This window comes from Pseudarthrobacter sp. SL88 (assembly GCF_026672455.1).
GTDB lineage: Bacteria > Actinomycetota > Actinomycetes > Actinomycetales > Micrococcaceae > Arthrobacter.
The window spans coordinates 1,362,762-1,382,520 of the sequence record NZ_JAPPRD010000001.1; the positions used below are offsets into that span (position 1 = coordinate 1,362,762).

A 19,759-nucleotide genomic window follows, 5' to 3' on the forward strand; every position below is an offset into this window, starting at 1 on the left:
ACGTTCGTACTGACCGGCCGGTGCGTGCCGGTTGCCGCCTGGAGCTGCAACCGGCACACAAAGGGCGCTGTCCATCCATTAAACAGAACTGCCCGGCCAGAGTCTGGTATTTCGACTCCGGCCGGGCAGCCCGCTTCCTACTTCCGGGCAAATGCCTGCTTCAAGAGCACATCCTGCTCAGCAGCGTGCCGCTTCATCGAGCCGGCCGCCGTCGAGGCCGACGCGGGCCGGGACACCAGGCGGACCCTGCGGTCAAGTGCGTCCGGCAGGTTCAGGCCAATAAAGGGCCACGGGCCCTGGTTGGCGGGCTCGTCCTGGGCCCAGACAACCTCGGCGTTCGGGTACTTGGCAAGCTCGGCCGCGATGTCGGCGCTCGGCAGCGGGTACAGCTGCTCAACGCGGACGATCGCGGTGGTCTTGTCGCCGGTCTTCTGGCGGGTGGACAGAAGATCGTAGTACAGGCGGCCGGACACCAGGAGGACGCGTTCGACGGCGTTCGCATCCAGGTGCTCGTGCTCGGCGATCACCGGGCGGAAGGTCCCGGTGGTGAAGTCCTCCACGGAGGACGCGGCGGCCTTCAGGCGCAGGAGCTGCTTGGGAGTAAAGATGATCAGCGGCTTCCGCGGCCGGCTGTACGCCTGGCGGCGCAGCAGGTGGAAGTGTGATGCCGCGGTGGTGGGGTTGGCCACGATCATGTTCTCTTCGGCGCACATCTGGAGGAACCGCTCGATACGGGCGGACGAGTGGTCCGGCCCCTGGCCCTCGTAGCCGTGCGGCAGCATCAGGACCAGCGAGGAGCGCTGGCCCCACTTCTGCTCTGCGGATGAGATGAACTCGTCGATGATGGTCTGGGCGCCGTTGACGAAGTCGCCGAACTGCGCTTCCCAGAGGACCAGCGCATCCGGACGCTCCACCGAGTAGCCGTATTCGAAGCCCATGGCCGCGTATTCGGAGAGCAGCGAATCATAGATCCACAGCTTGGCCTGGTCATCAGACAGGTTGCCCAGGGGCAGCCACTCGTTGCCGTTGGCGCGGTCGTGGAACACGGCGTGGCGCTGCACGAAGGTGCCGCGGCGGGAGTCCTGGCCGGCGAGCCGGACCGGGACGCCTTCCATGATCAGGGAGCCGAACGCGGCGATTTCGCCGAAGCCCCAGTCGATGCCGCCTTCGCGGGACATCTGCTCGCGCTTCTCCAGCAGCTGCTTCAGCTTGGCGTGCACCGTGAAGCCCTCAGGGATCTCGACGTGTGCCTTGCCGATGCGGGCCAGGGTGTCTGCAGAGATAGCGGTGTTGGCCGGGGCGTTCGTGCCGAAATCGGACTGCTGGGCGATGGGCCGCTCGATGTCCGAGACAGCTGCGGAGTCAGCGGTAACGATCGGGATCGGGGACGTCTGCGCTGCGTGCGTTTCAGCGAAGACGCGCTCCAGCCGCTCCTGGTAGTCGCGGAGCAGCTGCTCTGCTTCTTCCTCGGTGATGTCGCCGCGGCCGATGAGGGCCTCGGTGTACAGCTTGCGGACCGAGCGCTTGGCTTCGATCAGGTTGTACATCATCGGCTGGGTCATCGAAGGGTCATCGCCTTCGTTGTGCCCGCGGCGGCGGTAGCACACCATGTCGATGACAACGTCCTTGTGGAAGCGCTGGCGGAACTCGTAGGCAAGCTGGCCGATGCGGACCACTGCCTCGGGGTCGTCGCCGTTGACGTGGAACACCGGTGCCTGGATCATCTTGGCGACGTCCGTGGAGTAGGTGGACGAACGCGATGACGACGGCGCTGTGGTGAACCCCACCTGGTTGTTGACCACCACGTGGATGGTGCCGCCGGTGCGGTAGCCGCGGAGCTGCGACAGGTTCAGCGTCTCGGCGACAACGCCCTGGCCGGCGAACGCGGCGTCACCGTGGACCATGATGGGCAGGACGGGGAAGGCCTCGCCCTGATCCAGGCGGTCCTGCTTGGCGCGCACGATGCCTTCGAGGACGGAGTCCACGGCTTCAAGGTGGGACGGGTTTGCGGCCAGGTAGACCTTGGTCTCGTTGCCGTTCTCCGACGTGAAGGTGCCCTCGGTACCGAGGTGGTACTTGACATCGCCCGAGCCCTGCACGGAGCGGGGATCCTGCGTACCTTCAAATTCGCGGAACACCTGGGCGTAGGTCTTGCCGGCGATGTTGGTCAGGACGTTGAGGCGGCCGCGGTGGGCCATGCCGATGGCAACCTCGTCGAGGCCGTCGTCGGCCGCTTCCGAAATAACGGCGTCGAGCAGCGGAATCAGCGATTCGCCGCCTTCGAGGGAGAAGCGCTTCTGTCCGACGAACTTGGTCTGCAGGAAGGTTTCGAATGCTTCTGCGGCGTTGAGCCGGGAGACGATCCGAAGCTGCTCTTCGCGGCTGGGCTTCGAGTAGGGGTGCTCGAGCTGGTCCTGGAACCACTTGCGTTCTTCCGGCTCCTGGATGTGCATGTACTCGATGCCTGTGGTGCGGCAGTAGGCGTCGCGGAGGACACCCAGGATGTCGCGGAACTTCAGCATCGGCTTGCCGCCGAAACCACCGGTAGGCCACTCGCGGTCCAGGTCCCACAGGGTCAGGCCGTAGGTCAGGACATCGAGGTCGGGGTGCTTGCGCTGCACGTACTCCAGCGGATCAGTGTCCGCCATCAGGTGGCCGCGCACGCGGAACGAGTGGATCAGCTGCTGGATCCGGGCAACCTTGTTGATCTCGTCGGCTGGGTCGACCTGAAGGTCGGGGCTCCACCGTACGGGCTCGTAGGGAATGCGCAGTGCTTCGAAGATCTCGTCGTAGAAGTTCTGCGCACCCAGCAGCAGCTGGTGGACCAGCTTGAGGAACTCGCCGCTGCCGGCGCCCTGGATGACTCGGTGGTCGTACGTCGAGGTCAGGGTGAGGACCTTGCTGATGGCGTTCTGGGCGATGATCTTTTCGCTGGCACCCTGGAATTCGGCGGGGTAATCGAGGGCGCCGACGCCGATGATGGCGGCCTGGCCCTTGGAGAGGCGCGGAACCGAGTGCACGGTGCCGATGCCGCCGGGGTTCGTCAGGGACACGGTGGTGCCCTGGTGGTCATCGGCCGTGAGCTTGCCGTTGCGGGCACGCTTGATCAGGTCCTCATACGTGTGCCAGAACTCGGCGAAGTTGAGGGTTTCGGCCTTCTTGATGTTCGGGACCATCAGAAGCCGGGTGCCGTCAGGCTTGGGCATGTCGATGGCGATGCCGAAGTTGACGTGCGCCGGCTGGACTGCGACAGGCTTGCCGTCCACCTCGTCGTAATACACGTTCATGGACGGGAACTGGGAGAGGGCACGGATCACGGCGTAGCCGATGAGGTGCGTGAAGGAGACCTTGCCGCCGCGGGCGCGGGCGAGGTTCGAGTTGATGACCACGCGGTTGTCGATGAGCAGCTTCGCCGGGATGGCGCGCACGCTGGTGGCGGTGGGAACCTCAAGGCTTGTGACCATGTTGGTGGCGATGGCCTTGGCCGGTCCGCGGAGGACGGAGACGACGTCCTCTTCCGGAGCGGTGGGTGCCTTGACGTTCTTGGGCAGCTGGGCCGGGATGGGCTGGGCTCCGGCGGCGGGCTTCCGGCCGCCGTCGCGCGCTTCCGTAGCGGGCGCCTTTTTCGCAGGTGCCGGTGCCGCGGGTGCTGCGGCCGGTGCTGCTGCGGGCGCAGGCGGTGCGGCGGCCGGCGACGGTGCCGGTGCTGCAGGTGCCGCGTTCACAATTGGCATCTTGGTTGTGGGAGGGTTCGCTGCGGCATTCGCCGAGTGTCCGTTGGAAGAAGAACTGCTGCCTGAGTCGAACGATTCAAACAGCGGCCACCATTTGGCATCCACAGCGTTCTTGTCCTGCTGATACTGCTCGTACAGTTCATCAACGAGCCACTCGTTCCCGCCAAATTCCTCTGGTAGACGGTGGCTTGGCTGCTCTGGCACTTGAAATACGCCTCTTCCATGAGTTTGATTTCTCTGCCGGCCATACGGTGCTACAGCACTCTGACGGACCGGTTTCCCTGAGTCCTCTGAACCCAGACCTCTGCAAGTCTAGTAACCCCAATGTGGTATCTGCCAATAAGGGTGACCCAAATCATGAAGTGACGTTCGGGGCGTTGATTATGGCGGCTGGAAGAGACCCTGGACGGTGTCCCCGGGTATGGGGTTCGGGAGTCCGCTGCCGTTGCCGGGGAACGGGCCGGGGACAGGGGCTCCTGTAGACTGAAATCCTTATGGACAGTAAATCTAGGTGCCGGCCTGGGGGCTGTCAGCGGAGCAGGAACCACAGCGCCGCACAGCCTACCCGCAGAGCCGGCAAACCCCGAACACGCGCCCATCATCTGCTGTCGGCCTCCCCGGTCGAATTCCCCGGGGACAGGGCATCCGCTGACCATCCTCCGCCGGACCGATTTTCCAGCCCCGTGATTCCCGGACTCCTGTCCGGGCCGGCGGGGTGCTGAATGGAGTGGCTGCTCCTGGCGGCAGGACTGCTGCTGATTGCCGGCACGGGCTTCTTCGTCGCCGTCGAATTCTCCCTGATCGCCCTTGACCAGCCGACGGTCCAACGGGCTGTCGATGCTGGTGACGCCGGCGCCGTGCCCCTGCTTAGGTGCCTTAAGTCGCTGTCCACCCAGCTCTCCAGCTGCCAGCTGGGCATCACCCTCACCACGCTGCTCACGGGCTACGTCATGGAACCGTCGGTGGGCCGCCTCCTGGAGGGTCCGCTCACTGCCCTTGGCCTCCCGGAGGTTGCGGCCGCATCAATTTCGCTGATCCTGGCCATGGTGCTGGCAACCCTGTTGTCCATGCTCCTTGGCGAACTCGTTCCCAAGAACATGGCCATCGCGTTGTCCTTTCCCGTGGGCAAGGCCCTGGCCCGGCCGCAACTGATCTTCACCGCGGTCTTCAAGCCTGCCATCGTGGTCCTCAACGGCTTTTCCAACCGGGTGCTCCACATTTTCGGGCTCGAAGCCAAGGAAGAGATCTCCGGCGCCCGCACCCCTTCCGAGCTGGCGTCACTGGTGCGCCGGTCGGCTGCGATGGGAACGCTCGACGCCGGTACGGCGAACTTCGTGGCCCGCACCCTGAATTTTTCCTCCAGGACCGCGGCCGACGTCATGACGCCGCGCATCCGCGTCGAGATGCTCGACGCCGACCAGCCGGTCTCCGACATCGTTGACGCGGCACGCCGCACGGGATATTCACGCTTCCCCGTGATCGGCGATTCCGCGGACGATATCAAAGGCCTCGTCCACGTCAAGAAGGCCGTGGCCGTGCCCTGGGACAGGCGGCACAAGCTCGAGGCCGGAGCCATCATGACCGAAGTCCTCAGGGTTCCCGAGACCATCCACCTTGACGCCCTGCTGGCGGAACTCCGCGAGGGCAACCTCCAACTGGCGGTGGTGCTCGATGAATACGGCGGCACCGCCGGCATCGCCACGCTCGAAGACCTGGTCGAGGAAATTGTGGGCGAGGTTGCCGACGAGCACGACAAGGTGCGTCCGGGGCTGCTGCAGAGCGCTTCCGGGGACTGGTACTTTCCCGGGCTCCTGCGCCCGGATGAGTTGTCCGAGCAGATCCCCGGCCTGACGGTACCGGACGAATCGGCCTATGAAACCGTGGGTGGCTACGTGATGAGCAAACTTGGCCGGATCGCAGCGGTGGGGGACACCGTGGCGGTCGACGGCGGAACGCTGAGCGTCACCCGGATGGACGGGCGCCGCATCGACCGTATTTGCTTCCGGCCGTCTGCCCCTGAACCGGACGGCAACAACGACGGGAGCGCATCATGAGCGACTGGGCCGGCATTGTCTGGCTGGCGTTCCTGCTGCTCGGCAACGCGTTCTTCGTGGCGGCCGAGTTCGCCATTATGTCAGCCCGGCGAAGCCAGATCGAACCACTGGCGGAAGCCGGGTCAAAGCGGGCCCAAACCACGCTGAAGGCGATGGAGAACGTGTCGCTGATGCTGGCCTGCGCCCAGCTCGGCATCACGGTGTGCTCGCTGCTGATCCTGCTGGTGGCCGAGCCCGCGATCCACCACCTCCTCGCCGCGCCGCTGGAGCTGGTGGGCCTGCCGGTGGAAGTAGCCGATGTCGCCGCGTTCGCCGTGGCCCTGATGTTCGTGACTTTCCTGCATGTCACCTTTGGCGAAATGGTGCCCAAGAACATCTCGGTATCGGTCGCTGATAAGGCGGCAATGTTCCTGGCTCCGCCGCTGGTCTTCGTGGCACGGCTGGTCCACCCCGTCATCTCCGTGCTCAACTGGTCCGCGAACCACATCCTCAAGCTGTTGCGGATCGAGCCCAAGGATGAGGTCAACTCGTCCTTCACCCTCGAGGAGGTCCAGTCCATCGTGCAGGAATCCACCCGGCACGGACTGGTGGACGACGACGCCGGCCTGATCACCGGCGCCCTGGAGTTCTCCGAATATACGGCGGGCGACATCATGGTGCCGCTGGACAGCCTGGTCATGCTCAAGGCTGCGACGACCCCGGTGGAGTTTGAGAAGGCCGTCAGCCGCACGGGCTTTTCACGGTTCCCCATGCTGGACGAGGACGATCTTTTATACGGCTACCTGCACGTCAAGGATGTGCTGTCCATCCCTGCAGCGGCGTACGAGCTCCCGATCGCAGAAAGCCGGGTCCGTTCCCTGGCCAACCTGGCCCTCGGCGATGAGATCGAAAAGGCTATGTCCGTCATGCAGCGGACAGGCTCGCACCTTGCCCGCGTCATCGGCAAGGACGGAAACACCCAGGGCATCCTCTTCCTCGAGGACGTGATTGAACAGCTGGTCGGTGAGATCCGGGACGCTACCCAGGCCACCGGCATCCGCCGGCTGGGGCAGCCCAACGGGGGATAGGCACTGCGGTGCCGGGAGCCCGGCCCCTTGCGCGTGCAGGGGATCGGGCTTACCCGGGCCTAAATAGGAATGATTCCCATTTAGGTATAAGCTGGCACCTGTTGTTCCCCTCCCCAGTGAACCGAGGTTTTCCGTGCGCCGCTCCGCCGTCCGTCTGTCCCTGGCCGCCCTTGCCGGCCTTGGCTTGCTGCTCTCCGGATGCAGCGCGCAGCCGGACAATGCTTCGCCGGGGGTGCAGTCCGGTGACACTGGGATCAATGTGGTTGCTTCCACCAACGTCTACGGCGACATCGCGTCGTCAGTGGGTGGCGACAAGGTCAACGTAACCTCGATCATCACCAAGACCAGCCAGGACCCGCACTCGTACGAGGCAACCGCCCAGGACCGGCTGGCGGTGTCAAAGGCCGACCTGGTGATCACCAACGGCGGCGGGTACGACGACTTCATGAATACCCTGGTGGACGGCAGCAAGCTCGACGCCGGAAACGTGCTTGACGCCGTCGAACTTTCCGGCCTGGAGCATTCCGGCGAGGAGGCAGAGCCCTCCGCCAGTGCCGATGCCACGCCAGGAGACCACGGGCATGACCATGGCGATTTCAACGAACACGTCTGGTACAGCCTGCATGCCATGGAGCATCTCGCCGATGAGCTGGAAGCCAAACTGTCGGCACGGGAACCGGACTCCGCGCAGGAGTTCAAGGCCAACGCTGCCTCGTTCAAGTCGTCGCTGGAGGAACTGCACGGAAAGCTGGACACCCTGAAGGCGTCAGGCGGCGGAGCCCAGGTGGCTGTCACGGAACCCGTGCCGCTCTACCTCCTGGAAGACGCCGGCCTGGTCAACGCGACCCCGGCGGACTACACCGCTGCGATCGAGGAAGGCACGGACGTGCCGCCCGCCGTACTCAGGGCGGCCACGGACCTGGTGTCGGGCAAGTCCGTACGGATGCTCGCCTATAACGAACAAACCGAGGGACCACAGACCGAGGCCCTGAAGAAGGCGGCGGAGGCGGCGGGCGTCCCGGTGGTGGACTTCAACGAAACCCTCCCCGACGGCAAGACGTACCTGCAGTGGATGACGGACAATGTTGACAACATCAGCACAATCCTGGAGAGCAAATAGGTGGAACCAGTCGTCAGCCTTACCGGGGCGTCCCTGAAATTCGGCGAGCGGACGCTCTGGGAGGACCTCGACCTGGAGATCAACCCCGGCGAGTTCTTTGCGGTCCTTGGACCCAACGGAAGCGGTAAGACGAGCTTCCTGAAGGTCCTGCTGGGCCTTCAGAACCTCCACCGCGGCAATGTCGATATCGGCGGCAGGCCCGTAGAGCGCGGCAGCAGGCTGATTGGGTACGTCCCGCAACAAAAATCCTTTGCCCCCGACACTCCCATGCGCGCCAGAGACCTGGTGGGACTGGGCGTGGACGGCCACCGCTGGGGGCTGCGGCTCCCGTCGGCGAAGACCAACCGCCGGATCGACGGGCTCCTGGACCTGGTGGGCGCCGCCGACTATGCGAAGGTGCCGGTGGGCCAGCTGTCGGGCGGCGAGCAGCAACGGCTGCGGGTGGCCCAGGCCCTTGCCTCGGATCCCCAGGTGCTCCTGTGCGACGAGCCGCTCCTCTCACTCGACCTGCACCACCAGCAGGCAGTCAGCGCGCTCATCAACAACCAGTGCCGCGAACGCAACAGCGCCGTGGTGTTCGTAACCCACGAAATCAACCCGATCATCGACTATGTGGACAGGGTGCTTTACCTGGCCGGCGGCCGGTTCAGGGTGGGAACACCGGAAGACGTCATGACCACCGAGGTGCTGTCCGACCTGTACGGCAGCCATGTAGAGGTGATCCGCGCCAACGGCCGGCTGGTGGTGGTTGGGCTCCCTGACGCCACAACCCACCATCATGCTGAACCGCATGCTCTCGCGGGCGAGGTTGCCTGATGGACGCTGACAGCATCCTCGGAGCCATCTTCAACTTCGACAACTACGGCGAGCTGCTGGTCCTGGTGCAGAACTCCATCTGGGCCGGAGCCATCCTGGGCCTCCTGGGCGGCCTGGTGGGAACATTCGTCATGAAGCGGGACCTTGCCTTCGCGGTTCACGGCATATCCGAGCTTTCATTCGCCGGTGCGGCCTTCGCCCTCCTCATCGGCGCGGATATCGTGTTCGGTTCCCTCGTCGGCTCCGTGGCCGCGGCGTTGCTGCTGGGGCTGATGGGCGTCAGGGCACGGGACAAAAACTCGATCATCGGCGTCATCATGCCCTTCGGGCTCGGCCTGGGAATCCTCTTCCTCTCCCTTTATGAGGGCCGCGCCGCCAATAAATTCGGCCTGCTGACCGGCCAGATCGTGTCCGTCGACACGGTACAGCTTCAGGCGCTCGCAGGGACCGCCGTGGTGGTCATGATTGCGCTGGTAGCCATGTGGCGGCCGTTGAACTTCGCCAGCGTGGATCCCGAGCTTGCCGAAGCGCGGGGTGTTCCGGTGCGGACCCTGGCCATCGTCTTCATGGTCCTGCTGGGAGTCAGCGTGGCGTTGTCCATCCAGGTGGTGGGCGCCCTGCTGGTGCTGGCCCTGCTGATCACGCCTGCGGCAGCCGCGCTGCGGGTGACATCCTCCCCGGTGGCCGTGGTGGCGCTGAGTGTCGCGTTCGCTGTGACGGCAACGGTGGGCGGAATCCTGCTGGCCCTCGGCGGACGGATACCCATCAGCCCCTACGTGACCACGTTGTCGTTCCTGATCTATGTGGTGTGCCGCGTCATCGGATCGGTACGGCAGCGCAGGGGCATCAACGGCCGGGTCCTGCAGCCGCGCTGACGGTTTTGGGCCGGAAAGCCTCCGGGCTTAGAGCCGGCCGGCTGCCTTGAGCCCGGTGCAGTCCGGGCAGAGTCCAAAGATTTCCACAGTGTGCGCCACCTCGGTAAAGCCGTGCTCGGCAGCGGTGCGGGCGGCCCACGTTTCCACGGCGGGCGCCTCCACCTCCACGGCCTTGCCGCAGTTGCGGCACAACAGGTGGTGGTGGTGCCCGGTGACAGCACAGCGCCGGTAGACGGCCTCGCCCTCGCCGTTGCGCAGCACGTCCACCAGTCCCTCGTCCGCGAGCGACTGGAGGATGCGGTAGGCGGTTGCCAGGGACACCGAGACGCCCTGGTTCTGCAGGATCCGGTACAGCTCCTGGGTGCTGACGAAGTCGTCCAGTTCGTCCAGTGCAGCGCTCACGGCACGGCGCTGCTTGGTGACGCGCTGTTCCTTGCCGGCACCCGCAGGCGGGGCAGGCGGGGTGGAATCAGCCTTGGCGCCGAGCGGCATGGATGAACTCGCTTCCGTGGTGTTGGTGGCAACGATCAAGATTACCAGCCGGAGCTCCGTGGACACCTTTCCGGGGCCCGCCCTAGGCTGGCGCTATGAAGCTGACGAAATACACCCATGCCTGTGTCCGCCTCGAGAAGGACAACCGGGTCCTGGTGATCGACCCCGGCAACTTCTCCGAAACCGGGGAGGCGCTGGCCGGTGCGGAATCGGTGCTGGTGACCCACGAACACGCTGACCATATCGACGTCGACGCCGTGGCAGGTGCCCTGCGCAGCAACAAGGGGTTATCGCTGTATGCCCCGGCAGGCGTCGCAGCGCAGATGCGCTCCGAAGCCGGGGACGCGCAGGACCGCATCCACGCGGTGGAACCAGGATCCTCCTTCCAGGCAGCCGGATTCGATGTCCGGAGCTTCGGCGGCCAGCATGCACTGATCCATCCGCAGATTCCGGTGGTGGCAAACATCGGCTACCTGCTGGATGAAGACCTGTACCACCCGGGAGATTCCTTCATCATTCCTGACGGCATCAGCGTGAAGACCCTGCTGGTTCCGCTGCATGCGCCGTGGAGCAAGGCCGGTGAGGTGGTGGACTTCGTGGTGGGCGTGCGCGCGCCGAAAGCCTTCCAGATCCATGACGGGTTGCTCAACGACAATGGCCTGAAGATCGTGGAGGCCCACGTCAAACGGATCGGTGCGAAGTATGGGACCGACTACGCCCACCTGGATGCAGGGGAATCGGTGGACATCTAGGCTCCCGTCCACCGGCCCGTCTCGAAGAACTCCGCGATGACCGCTTCCCACGGTGCGGGCTCCAGGCCCCGGGCGGCCAGCCATTGGGCGTTGTGGTAGCTGCCCGCGTAGCGTTCGCCGCCGTCGCACATCAGTGAGACGACGCTGCCGCGGCGGCCGTCCGCCACCATCTCCGCGATGAGCTGCCACACGCCCCAGAGGTTGGTTCCCGTCGACGGGCCGGCATGGAGCCCGGCGAGGGTACGGAGGTGCCGCATGGCAGCCACCGACGCGGCGTCCGGCACCTGGACCATCCGGTCGATCACGGACGGCACGAAACTCGGTTCCATGCGCGGCCGCCCGATCCCTTCGATGCGGGACGGCAGCCCCGTGGCGGGACCTGCGGTGCCAGTCCTCCCGCCAAGCCACCCCGGGTAGAAAGCTGAATTCTCCGGATCCACCACCAGCAGCTGGGTGGGGTGGCTGTGGTACCGGAGGTAGCGGCCGATGGTGGCGCTGGTGCCGCCGGTTCCGGCTCCCACCACGATCCAGTCCGGCACCGGATGTTCTTCCTGGCTGAGCTGGCCGAAGATGGATTCGGCGATGTTGTTGTTGCCGCGCCAGTCCGTGGCCCGTTCAGCGTACGTGAACTGGTCCATGTAGTGGCCGTTGGAGGTGGCGGCCACCTCTTCTGCCGCCGAGTACACATCGGAGGCGTGGTCCACCAGGAGGCAGGAACCGCCGAACTGTTCGATCAGGGCGATCTTTTCCGGGCTGGTACTGCGGGCCATGACCGCGACGAACGGCAACCCCAGCAGTTGGGCGAAGTAGGCCTCTGAGACGGCGGTGCTGCCGCTGGAGGCCTCGACGATGGTGGTATCGGAACGGATCCAGCCGTTGACCAGGCCGAAGAGGAAGAGGGAACGTGCCAGCCGGTGCTTCAGGCTCCCTGACCGGTGAGTGGACTCATCCTTCAGGTAAAGCTGGACGCCCCAGTGCTCCGGCAGCGGGATCGAATAGAGATGGGTGTCGGCGGAGCGGTTGTTTTCCGCCGTAATCCTGCGGATTGCCTGGTCGGCCCATTCCCGGTCCTGCCGCCCGCGGAGGCTCCCGTCCGCACCCGCCCTGCTGCCGTCGTCGACGTTGCCGCTGTATCCGTTTGCCACCGCACCAGCCTACCCGCGGACGGGAGCGCGCCCGCCTAGAGTGGAAGCATATTGGCACCCACCCAAGGAGAACGATGAATCCCCTGATGGACGTCGCCCGGCTTACGGAGCTTCTCACGGAAGGCCGGCGCACCGTACTGCTGGACGTGCGGTGGGCGCTGGGGGATCCGCACGGCAGGGACCATTACCTCGCAGGCCATCTGCCCGACGCCGTGTTCGTGGACCTGGCCACGGAACTCGCTGCCCACGCAGAGCCCAGGCGGGGCAGGCACCCCTTGCCCGCGCCGGCGGACTTCCAGGCGGCGGCCCGGCGCTGGGGGATCAACGACGGCGACGTGGTGGTGGCCTACGACGACACCGGAAACATGGCCGCCGCCAGGGCGTGGTGGATGCTGCGGAACGCCGGCTTCCCTGAGGCGTACCTGCTCGACGGCGGATTGGGCGCCTGGCGTGCCGCCGGCCTGGCTGTCGAAACGGGCCCGGTGCAGCCGGTCCCTGGGAATGTGGCCCTTGGCGATGGTGCCATGCCGGTGGCCGACGCCGATGCTGCCGCCACCTGGGCGGACAGTGGGCTCCTGCTCGATGCGCGGGCAGGGGAGCGGTACCGGGGCGAGGTTGAGCCGGTGGACCCGCGTGCCGGGCACATCCCCGGGGCAGTCAGTGCGCCGACGTCGGAGAATGTCGACGGGACCGGCACATTTTTGCCGGCGGACGTGTTGAGGAGCAGGTTCGAGGCGCTGGGCGTACGGGAAGGGACACCCGTGGCCGTGTACTGCGGTTCCGGGGTGACTGCCGCGCACCAGGTGGCCGCGCTGGCCACCGCGGGATTTACGGCGGCAATGTACCCGGGCTCGTTCTCCGAGTGGTCCAACCATCCGGACCTGCCCGTGGCCACAGGCCCCGAACCCGGAAGCACCGCCCGGGAGCCGGCTGGAAACGGCGCCGCAGGCAAGGGTAGCGTCGCACTATGACCCCAGGACGCCCCGTTCCCCCGCCCCTTGCCAAACCCGTCGAACCCGCAGCCGGCCTCCCCGGCAGCCGTCTCCCCGCCCGCGGGGCCAATGGCTTGCTGGCTGCAGCCCGCGGAGCCGTGTCCCCGGACAGTGGACTGGTTCCGCTGACGGTTGCCCGCCGCGCACCCAAGGCCGACGACGTCGAAATCGCCATTGACTTCTGCGGCCTCTGCCATTCCGACGTCCATGCCGCCCGGGGTGAGTGGGGCGGCCAAACCTACCCGCTGGTTCCCGGCCACGAAATTGTGGGACGGGTCAGCCGCGTCGGTGCCGGCGTCACGGACTTCGCTGTGGGTGACCGCGTGGGCGTCGGCTGCATCGTGGATTCCTGCCGGGAATGCGAAAGCTGCCTCGACGGCATGGAACAATACTGCGAAAACGGCATGACCGGGACTTACGGAGCCACGGACCGGCGGAACGGTGACGCCATGACCCAGGGCGGCTACTCCTCGTCGGTCGTGGTGGACCGCCGGTACGTCCTCCGCATCCCGGACGCACTGGACCCGGCCGCCGCCGCGCCACTGCTCTGCGCCGGTGTGACAACTTACTCGCCGCTGCGGCACTTCGATGTTGAAGACGGGCACGTGGTGGGCGTGGTGGGCCTGGGCGGACTCGGGCACATGGCGGTCAAGCTCGCCAAAGCCATGGGTGCACGGGTGGTCGTTTTTACCACCTCGGAATCCAAGGTGGCCGCCGCACTTGAACTGGGAGCCGACGAGGTAGTCCTGTCCCCGGGACGCGGACGCCATGGCGCGCGCCAACCGGACCATCGACGTCATCATCGACACCGTGGCGGCGCCGCACGACCTGAACGCGCTGTTCCGCACCCTCCGCGTGGACGGCGCCCTGTTCCAGCTCGGCCTGCCGTCCGGGGAGATGCCTCCGGTCAATCCGCGGACCCTCATCCGCCGCCGCGTGGCCTATGCCGGCTCGCTGATCGGTGGTATCGCAGAAACGCAGGAGATGCTGGACTTCTGCGCCGAACACGGCGTGCTGGCCGACATCGAAGTGGTCGGTGCGCACCAGCTTGATGAAGCGTACGACCGGATGGTTGCCGGCGACGTCAAATACCGTTTCGTGCTGGACGCCGGAACCCTTCAGTCACCCGCCAAGGAGGCAGACGCATGAGCACGCTTTTCACCAAGATCCTGAATGGCGAGATTCCCGGCCGGTTTGTGTGGCGTGAGGACGGCGTCGGTGCCTTCCTCACCACCGGGCCGCTGGCCGACGGCCACACCCTGGTGGTTCCCACCGAAGAAGTGGACCGTTGGACCGACGCCTCGCCCGAGACGCTGGCGAAAGTCATTGAGGTGGCGCGGCGGATCGGCGCAGTCCAGGTGGAGATCTTTGGCGCGAGCCGGGCCGGGCTGATCGTGGCCGGGTACGAGATCAACCACCTGCACGTCCACGTGTGGCCGTCCCGGACCATGGCAGACTTCGACTTCGCATCCGCGGACCAGAGCCCGGACCCTGCCGTGCTCGACGCCAATGCCGCCAAACTCCGCGAGGGTCTCCGGGCCGCCGGGTACGGGGAATTCGTCCCGGCCGACTAGGCCCTGCTGATTGCCGGCGCCATGTGCCGGCAATCAGCAGCCCTGTGGTGTTCTTTACCTGCGGCGGGGCGTCATCGCCACCATGCCGGCGTAGGTGAAGCCTCCGCCGAACCCGAAGAGCAGCGCCGGGACGTCCGCCGGGATCTTGCCGGAGTGCCACCACTTGCTCAAGCCGAGCGGCACGCTGGCAGCAGACGTGTTCCCCGACTCGGTGACATCGGTGATGACAACGCGGTCCGTCATGCCCAGGGCCTCGGCGAGCGGCTCGATGATGCGCAGGTTGGCCTGGTGCGCGGCCAGCACCTGGATGTCGTCCAGCGTCAGGCCCGCACGGGCAACGGTCTCGCGGGCGCGCTCCGGTGCCTTGGTGAGGGCCCAGCGCAACACCTCACGGCCGTTCTGCGCGAAGCGTCCCGAGGGCGGGGAGATCTTGACGGCGTCGGCCATGCCAATCTCGGAACCCCACACCACCGGGCCGATCCGCGGGGTGGCGGAGGGACGCACGACGGCGGCGCCCGCACCGTCGGCGGTGAGCACCGCCGTCGCACGGTCCGTCCAGTCAGTCACCGCTGAGAGGGTTTCGGCCCCCACCACGATTGCGTGCGAGGCGCTTCCCATGCGGATGGCCTGGTCGGCGATGCCCAGGGCGTATTCGAATCCCGAACAGGCCGTGTTGACGTCCATGATGGCGGGTCCCCGGCCGTCCCGTCCCAGCCCGAGGGCTGCTGACACGCGTCCGGCGGTGTTGGGTGAGCGCTCGGCTGCAGTGGTGGTGGCCACGACGACGAGGTCGATGTCGGCGACCGGAACGCCTGAGTCTTCCAGCGCCATCCGTGCGGCGGGAACGGCGAGGTCTACTACGGTTTCACCCTCCGCGACGATATGCCTGGTGATGATGCCGGTACGCTGGCGGATCCATTCGTCGTTGGTGTCCATCATGCCTTCGAGTTCATGGTTGTCCATGACGCGCACCGGCTGTGCGTGGCCAAGGCCGGCTATCTCGGTGCCGGCAGGCCCGTGGGCAAGCGAAATCTCCATGGGTTTTCCTCTCGTGGGGTAAGTTGCCCGCTATGCGGGGGCCAGAGCCTTGTTGAGTACGGCACGGATGCGCTTTTCCGAGACGGAGTAGGCAGTTCCAAGTTCGACGGCGAAGAGGCTCACCCGGAGCTCCTCAAGCATCCAGCGCACCTGGGTTAACTCGCGCCCGGCTCGCCGCCCCGGGAGCAGCGCCGAGACGGCATCGTCGTAGTCGTCTTCGAGGCGTTGGACCACGGCCATGTTGAGGGCGTCGCGCTGGACGTTTCCCGGCAGGCGTTCCAGCCGCTTCTCGATGGCCGTGAGGTAACGGGGCAGTTGGCTGAGCTGTGCGTAGCCCGTGCGTGCCACAAAACCGGGGTAGACCAGCTGCTCCAGCTGGCTCCTGATGTCATTCAGGGCGCTGATCAGGGCCAGGCTGGTGGTGCCCTTAAGCTGCTTTTCGATCCGGCGGGTGCTGGCAAGTACGCGCTCCACGACGGCAGTCACGCTGAAGACGGTGTCGATCAGCTCCGCACGGACCACCTCGTAGAGCCGGTCGAAGGCGGACCTGTCCCACGGCAGCTCTGCGGGAGTGAGCTTGTCAATTGCCGCCAGTGCGCAGTCGGCAATCAGGGCTGACACTGAGCCGTGTGGATTTTGGCTGAAGGTGAGCTTTTCGGTGTTGCTCAGGTGTTCGAGGACGTAGCGGTCCGGCGCCGGGACGCGCAACGCCAGCAGGCGGATTACACCGCCCCTCATGGCGTCCAGCTGCTCATCCGGGGTCTGGAAGACCTGCAGCGACACGGATGGACCCTGGTCCACCAATGCCGGGTATCCGGTCACCGTATGGCCCTTGACCATGTTGCTGACCTTGCGCTCTACGGTGCCGAAGCTCCACTCCGTCAGGCCGTCTCGCTCCACGAATCCGGCAGCTGCCGGGCTGCCGCCGGCGTTGGTGGAGGCGGGCTGCCCAGCCGGCGCCGCTCCGCCGTCGCTCGTTGCTCCCGCTGGGGCGGCCCCGGACGCCCCTTGGCCCTTGCCTTGGGCCTTGGCGCGGGTCGTTGTGGCCGGCGTGGCTCCGAGGGACTCGGCTATGGCACGGCGGGTAGCCGGCGCGAGGCTCTCCTGGAGCACAGCAAGGTCCTTGCCCTCGCCGAGGGCCTTGCCTTTGCTGTCCACCACCGTGAAGCTCACGCGCAGGTGCGGCGGCACGGCGTCCCAGTTCCACGAGCCGGGGGGAATGACCGCTCCGCGGAGGCGGCGAAGGGCCAGCTCCAGTGACGGTTCGAGCCCGTCCGTGGCGGGATCGAAGTCGGCCTCAAGCAGGGCTACGGCCTGGCGTGCCACGTCGGGGGCCGGGACAAAGTTCTTCCGCACCTGTTTGGGCAGGGACTTGATCAGGGCTGTGACCAGCTCCACGCGCTGTCCGGGGATCAGCCACCGGAACGGGGCGTCATCGAGCTGATTGAGGAACAGCACGGGAACTTCCGCCGTCACGCCGTCCGAGGGGTTGGGGGGAGACCCCGGGGCCACCGGGTGGAACTCGTAGGTCAGCGGAAGTTCGAAGCCCTTGTGCAGCCAGGTTTTCGGATAGGCGGCCTCGTCAAGGTCTTCGGCGTCGTCACTGAGCAGGAGTGATTTGTCGAAGTCCAGAAGGTCGGGATTGTCCCTGCGTGCCTCTTTCCACCACTTGTCGAAGTGGCGCTCGGAGACCACATCGGCGCCCACCCGGGCGTCGTAGAAGTCGAAGAGCGTGTCGTCGTCGACCATCAGGTCGCGGCGCCGCATCCGGGCTTCAAGTTCCTCCACCTCGTGCAGCAGGGCACGGTTGCGGTGGAAGAACTTGTGGTGGGTGCGCCAGTCGCCCTCCACCAGGGCGTGCCGGATGAACAGCTCCCTCGCCACCACCGGGTCCACCCGGCCGTAGTTGATCCGCCGCTGGGCGATGATGGGGACACCGTAGAGCGTCACCTTTTCGTAGGCCATGACGGCGCCCTGGCGCGTTGACCAGTGCGGCTCGCTGTAGCTGCGCTTCACCAGGTCCGGTGCCACCTGCTCAGCCCAGACGGGATCGAACTTCGCGGCCACCCTGGCCCAAAGCCGGCTGGTTTCCACCAGCTCGGCGGCCATGACGAACGTGGGTGACTTCTTGAACAATGCAGAGCCCGGGAAGATGGCAAACCGGCTGCCCCGGGCACCGGCATATTCGCGCTTGCGTTCGTCCAGGATGCCGATGTGGCTCAGCAGCCCGGACAGCAGGCTGATGTGGACACCTTCGTGGTTCCCCACCGGATCCGTGAGCCGCTTGTTGTCCAGGCTGATGCCCAGTGGTCTGGCGAGCTGGCGCAGCTGGGCGAACAGGTCCTGCCACTCCCGGACCCGGAGATAGTTGATGAACTCCGCCCGGCACAGGCGGCGGAAAGCCGACGACGAGAGTTCCTGCTGCTTCTCCTGCAGGTAGTTCCACAGGTTCAGGTAGCCGGTGAAGTCCGAGTTTTCGTCCTTGAACCGGTTGTGCTTCTCGGCCGCCAGCTGCTGCTTGTCCGTGGGACGCTCGCGCGGATCCTGGATGGTCAGCGCCGCCGCCAGGATCATGACTTCCCGCACGCAGTTGCGTTTGCCGGCTTCAACGATCATCCGGCCCAGGCGGGGATCCACGGGCAGTTGGGCGAGTTTTTGCCCGACGGCGGTGAGGCCGCCGCCCTGGGGCCCGCCCCGGGTGCCGGCTTCCGCCTGGCCGCCCTTGCCCTGGGACCGCGGGGGAGCCAGGGCGCCGAGCTCACGAAGAAGGGTGACGCCGTCGTTGATGGCCCGGGTTTCCGGCGGTTCGACGAAGGGGAATTCCTCCACATCCTTGGGGCCGCGTGCCACGCCCATCGCGGTCATCTGCAGGATGACGGCGGCAAGGTTGGTCCGCAGGATCTCAGGATCGGTGAACTGGGGGCGGGACTCGAAGTCCTCCTCCGAGTACAGCCGGATGGCAATACCGTCGGAGACGCGGCCGCAGCGCCCTGACCGCTGGTTGGCGGAGGCCTGGGAAACCCGTTCGATGGGCAGCCGCTGGACCTTGGTGCGGTGCGAGTACCGGGAGATGCGGGCCGTGCCGGTATCGATGACGTACTTGATGCCGGGAACCGTCAACGACGTCTCGGCCACGTTGGTGGCCAGCACGATCCGGCGCTTGCTGCCCGGGTGGAAGACCTTGTGCTGTTCCTGCAGGCTCAGGCGGGCGAAGAGCGGAAGCACTTCGGTGCCCGCGAGCCGGCGGTTCCCCTGGATGCGCGCCTGGAGTGCTTCGGCGGCGTCACGGATCTCGCGCTCGCCGGAGAAGAACACGAGGATGTCGCCGGGGGCTTCCGCCGCGAGTTCGTCCACGGCGTCGCAGACTGCGTCCAGGGGGTCACGGTCCTCTTCAAGCTCGTCGTCCGAGGCGTCATCGTCTTCCTCCCTGGGCTGGGAGAGGGGGCGGTAACGGATTTCCACCGGGAAGGTACGGCCGGAGACCTCGATAATGGGGGCCGGTGTTTCCGGCGTGCCGAAGTGCTTGGCGAAGCGCTCGGGATCGATGGTGGCCGAGGTAATGATGAGCTTCAGGTCCGGCCGCTGGGGGAGGATCCGCTTCAGGTAGCCGAGGATGAAGTCGATGTTGAGGCTGCGTTCATGGGCCTCATCAATGATGATGGCGTTGTACTTGCGGAGCAGCTTGTCGCGCTGGATCTCGGCCAGCAGGATGCCGTCGGTCATCAGCTTGACCTTGGTGGCCTTGCTGACTTCGCCGGTGAAGCGGACCTGGAACCCCACCTCCTGGCCGATCTCCACGCCCAATTCCTCGGCGATGCGTTCGGCGACGGTGCGGGCGGCCAGCCGGCGCGGCTGGGTGTGGCCGATCAGCCCGTTCTCGCCCAGGCCCAGTTCCAGGCACATCTTGGGAATCTGGGTGGTCTTTCCGGAACCGGTCTCGCCGGCAATGATGGTCACCTGGTTGGCCGCGATGGCTGCCATCAGGTCCTCGCGGCGCTCGGAGACCGGCAGCTCGGCGGGATAGGAAATGTGAAAAGTCATGGCTGCAGACAGTCTACTGCGGCGGGGCCGGCTCCCTGTGGTTCGACTGCCTGCGGCTG

At 66.1% G+C, this 19,759-nt stretch carries 13 protein-coding genes and 1 pseudogene; 9 read left to right on the plus strand and 5 right to left on the minus strand.

Translation table 11 applies throughout. The features are described from left to right. Positions 1 to 137: 137 nt before the first annotated feature. Positions 138 to 3,938, minus strand: a complete 3,801-nt coding sequence (locus OVA06_RS06275; protein ID WP_261619217.1) for a multifunctional oxoglutarate decarboxylase/oxoglutarate dehydrogenase thiamine pyrophosphate-binding subunit/dihydrolipoyllysine-residue succinyltransferase subunit — start codon at positions 3,936 to 3,938, stop codon at positions 138 to 140. 518 nt (positions 3,939 to 4,456) lie between these two features. Here OVA06_RS06275 and OVA06_RS06280 point away from each other — a divergent pair. The 5 genes from OVA06_RS06280 (at position 4,457) to OVA06_RS06300 (ending at position 9,666) form a co-directional block, all read left to right on the plus strand. Further along, complete coding sequence (locus OVA06_RS06280) at positions 4,457 to 5,788, plus strand: hemolysin family protein (protein ID WP_056085100.1); 1,332 nt, start codon at positions 4,457 to 4,459, stop codon at positions 5,786 to 5,788. Continuing rightward, positions 5,785 to 6,855 carry a hemolysin family protein gene (locus OVA06_RS06285; RefSeq protein WP_056085102.1) on the plus strand — a complete coding sequence of 357 codons (1,071 nt, stop codon included), beginning with the start codon at positions 5,785 to 5,787 and terminating at the stop codon, positions 6,853 to 6,855. Before OVA06_RS06280 ends, OVA06_RS06285 begins: the two co-directional genes overlap by 4 nt. A 133-nt stretch (positions 6,856 to 6,988) precedes the next feature. After that, complete coding sequence (locus tag OVA06_RS06290) at positions 6,989 to 7,975, plus strand: metal ABC transporter solute-binding protein, Zn/Mn family (protein ID WP_268157062.1); 987 nt, start codon at positions 6,989 to 6,991, stop codon at positions 7,973 to 7,975. Beyond that, positions 7,976 to 8,791 carry a metal ABC transporter ATP-binding protein gene (locus OVA06_RS06295; RefSeq protein ID WP_056085107.1) on the plus strand — a complete coding sequence of 272 codons (816 nt, stop codon included), beginning with the start codon at positions 7,976 to 7,978 and terminating at the stop codon, positions 8,789 to 8,791. It abuts the gene before it with no gap. Then, a complete protein-coding gene (locus OVA06_RS06300) occupies positions 8,791 to 9,666 on the plus strand; it encodes a metal ABC transporter permease (protein ID WP_056085109.1) in 876 nt (291 codons plus the stop codon). The genes OVA06_RS06295 and OVA06_RS06300 overlap by 1 nt, the downstream gene beginning before the upstream one ends. Before the next feature lie 27 nt (positions 9,667 to 9,693). Here OVA06_RS06300 and OVA06_RS06305 read toward each other — a convergent pair whose 3' ends face one another. After that, a complete protein-coding gene (locus tag OVA06_RS06305) occupies positions 9,694 to 10,158 on the minus strand; it encodes a Fur family transcriptional regulator (protein ID WP_056085408.1) in 465 nt (154 codons plus the stop codon). A 95-nt stretch (positions 10,159 to 10,253) separates the two neighbouring features. Between OVA06_RS06305 and OVA06_RS06310 the strand changes: the two genes are divergently transcribed. Beyond that, entirely contained in the window at positions 10,254 to 10,910 is a 657-nt protein-coding gene (locus OVA06_RS06310) for an MBL fold metallo-hydrolase (protein ID WP_056085112.1), read from the plus strand. Here OVA06_RS06310 and OVA06_RS06315 read toward each other — a convergent pair. Beyond that, positions 10,907 to 11,956 carry a PLP-dependent cysteine synthase family protein gene (locus tag OVA06_RS06315; RefSeq protein ID WP_268160661.1) on the minus strand — a complete coding sequence of 350 codons (1,050 nt, stop codon included), beginning with the start codon at positions 11,954 to 11,956 and terminating at the stop codon, positions 10,907 to 10,909. The two genes, OVA06_RS06310 and OVA06_RS06315, sit on opposite strands and share 4 nt — an antisense overlap. A gap of 173 nt (positions 11,957 to 12,129) precedes the next feature. Here OVA06_RS06315 and OVA06_RS06320 point away from each other — a divergent pair, with 173 nt between their 5' ends. From OVA06_RS06320 to OVA06_RS06330, 3 genes and pseudogenes are all read left to right on the plus strand, one after another. Beyond that, entirely contained in the window at positions 12,130 to 13,026 is an 897-nt protein-coding gene (locus OVA06_RS06320; protein WP_268157064.1) for a sulfurtransferase, read from the plus strand. After that, positions 13,023 to 14,196, plus strand: a pseudogene (locus OVA06_RS06325) (NAD(P)-dependent alcohol dehydrogenase). The gene OVA06_RS06320 and the pseudogene OVA06_RS06325 overlap by 4 nt, the downstream one beginning before the upstream one ends. Next, positions 14,193 to 14,621, plus strand: coding sequence for an HIT family protein (locus tag OVA06_RS06330; protein ID WP_268157066.1), 429 nt, complete (start codon positions 14,193 to 14,195; stop codon positions 14,619 to 14,621). Before OVA06_RS06325 ends, OVA06_RS06330 begins: the two are co-directional and overlap by 4 nt. A 54-nt stretch (positions 14,622 to 14,675) precedes the next feature. Here the strand turns inward: OVA06_RS06330 and OVA06_RS06335 are convergent, their stop codons facing one another. After that, complete coding sequence (locus OVA06_RS06335) at positions 14,676 to 15,659, minus strand: beta-ketoacyl-ACP synthase III (protein ID WP_268157068.1); 984 nt, start codon at positions 15,657 to 15,659, stop codon at positions 14,676 to 14,678. Between the two features lie 30 nt (positions 15,660 to 15,689). Beyond that, a complete protein-coding gene (gene hrpA / locus OVA06_RS06340) occupies positions 15,690 to 19,700 on the minus strand; it encodes an ATP-dependent RNA helicase HrpA (RefSeq protein WP_268157069.1) in 4,011 nt (1,336 codons plus the stop codon). Positions 19,701 to 19,759: the final 59 nt, after the last annotated feature.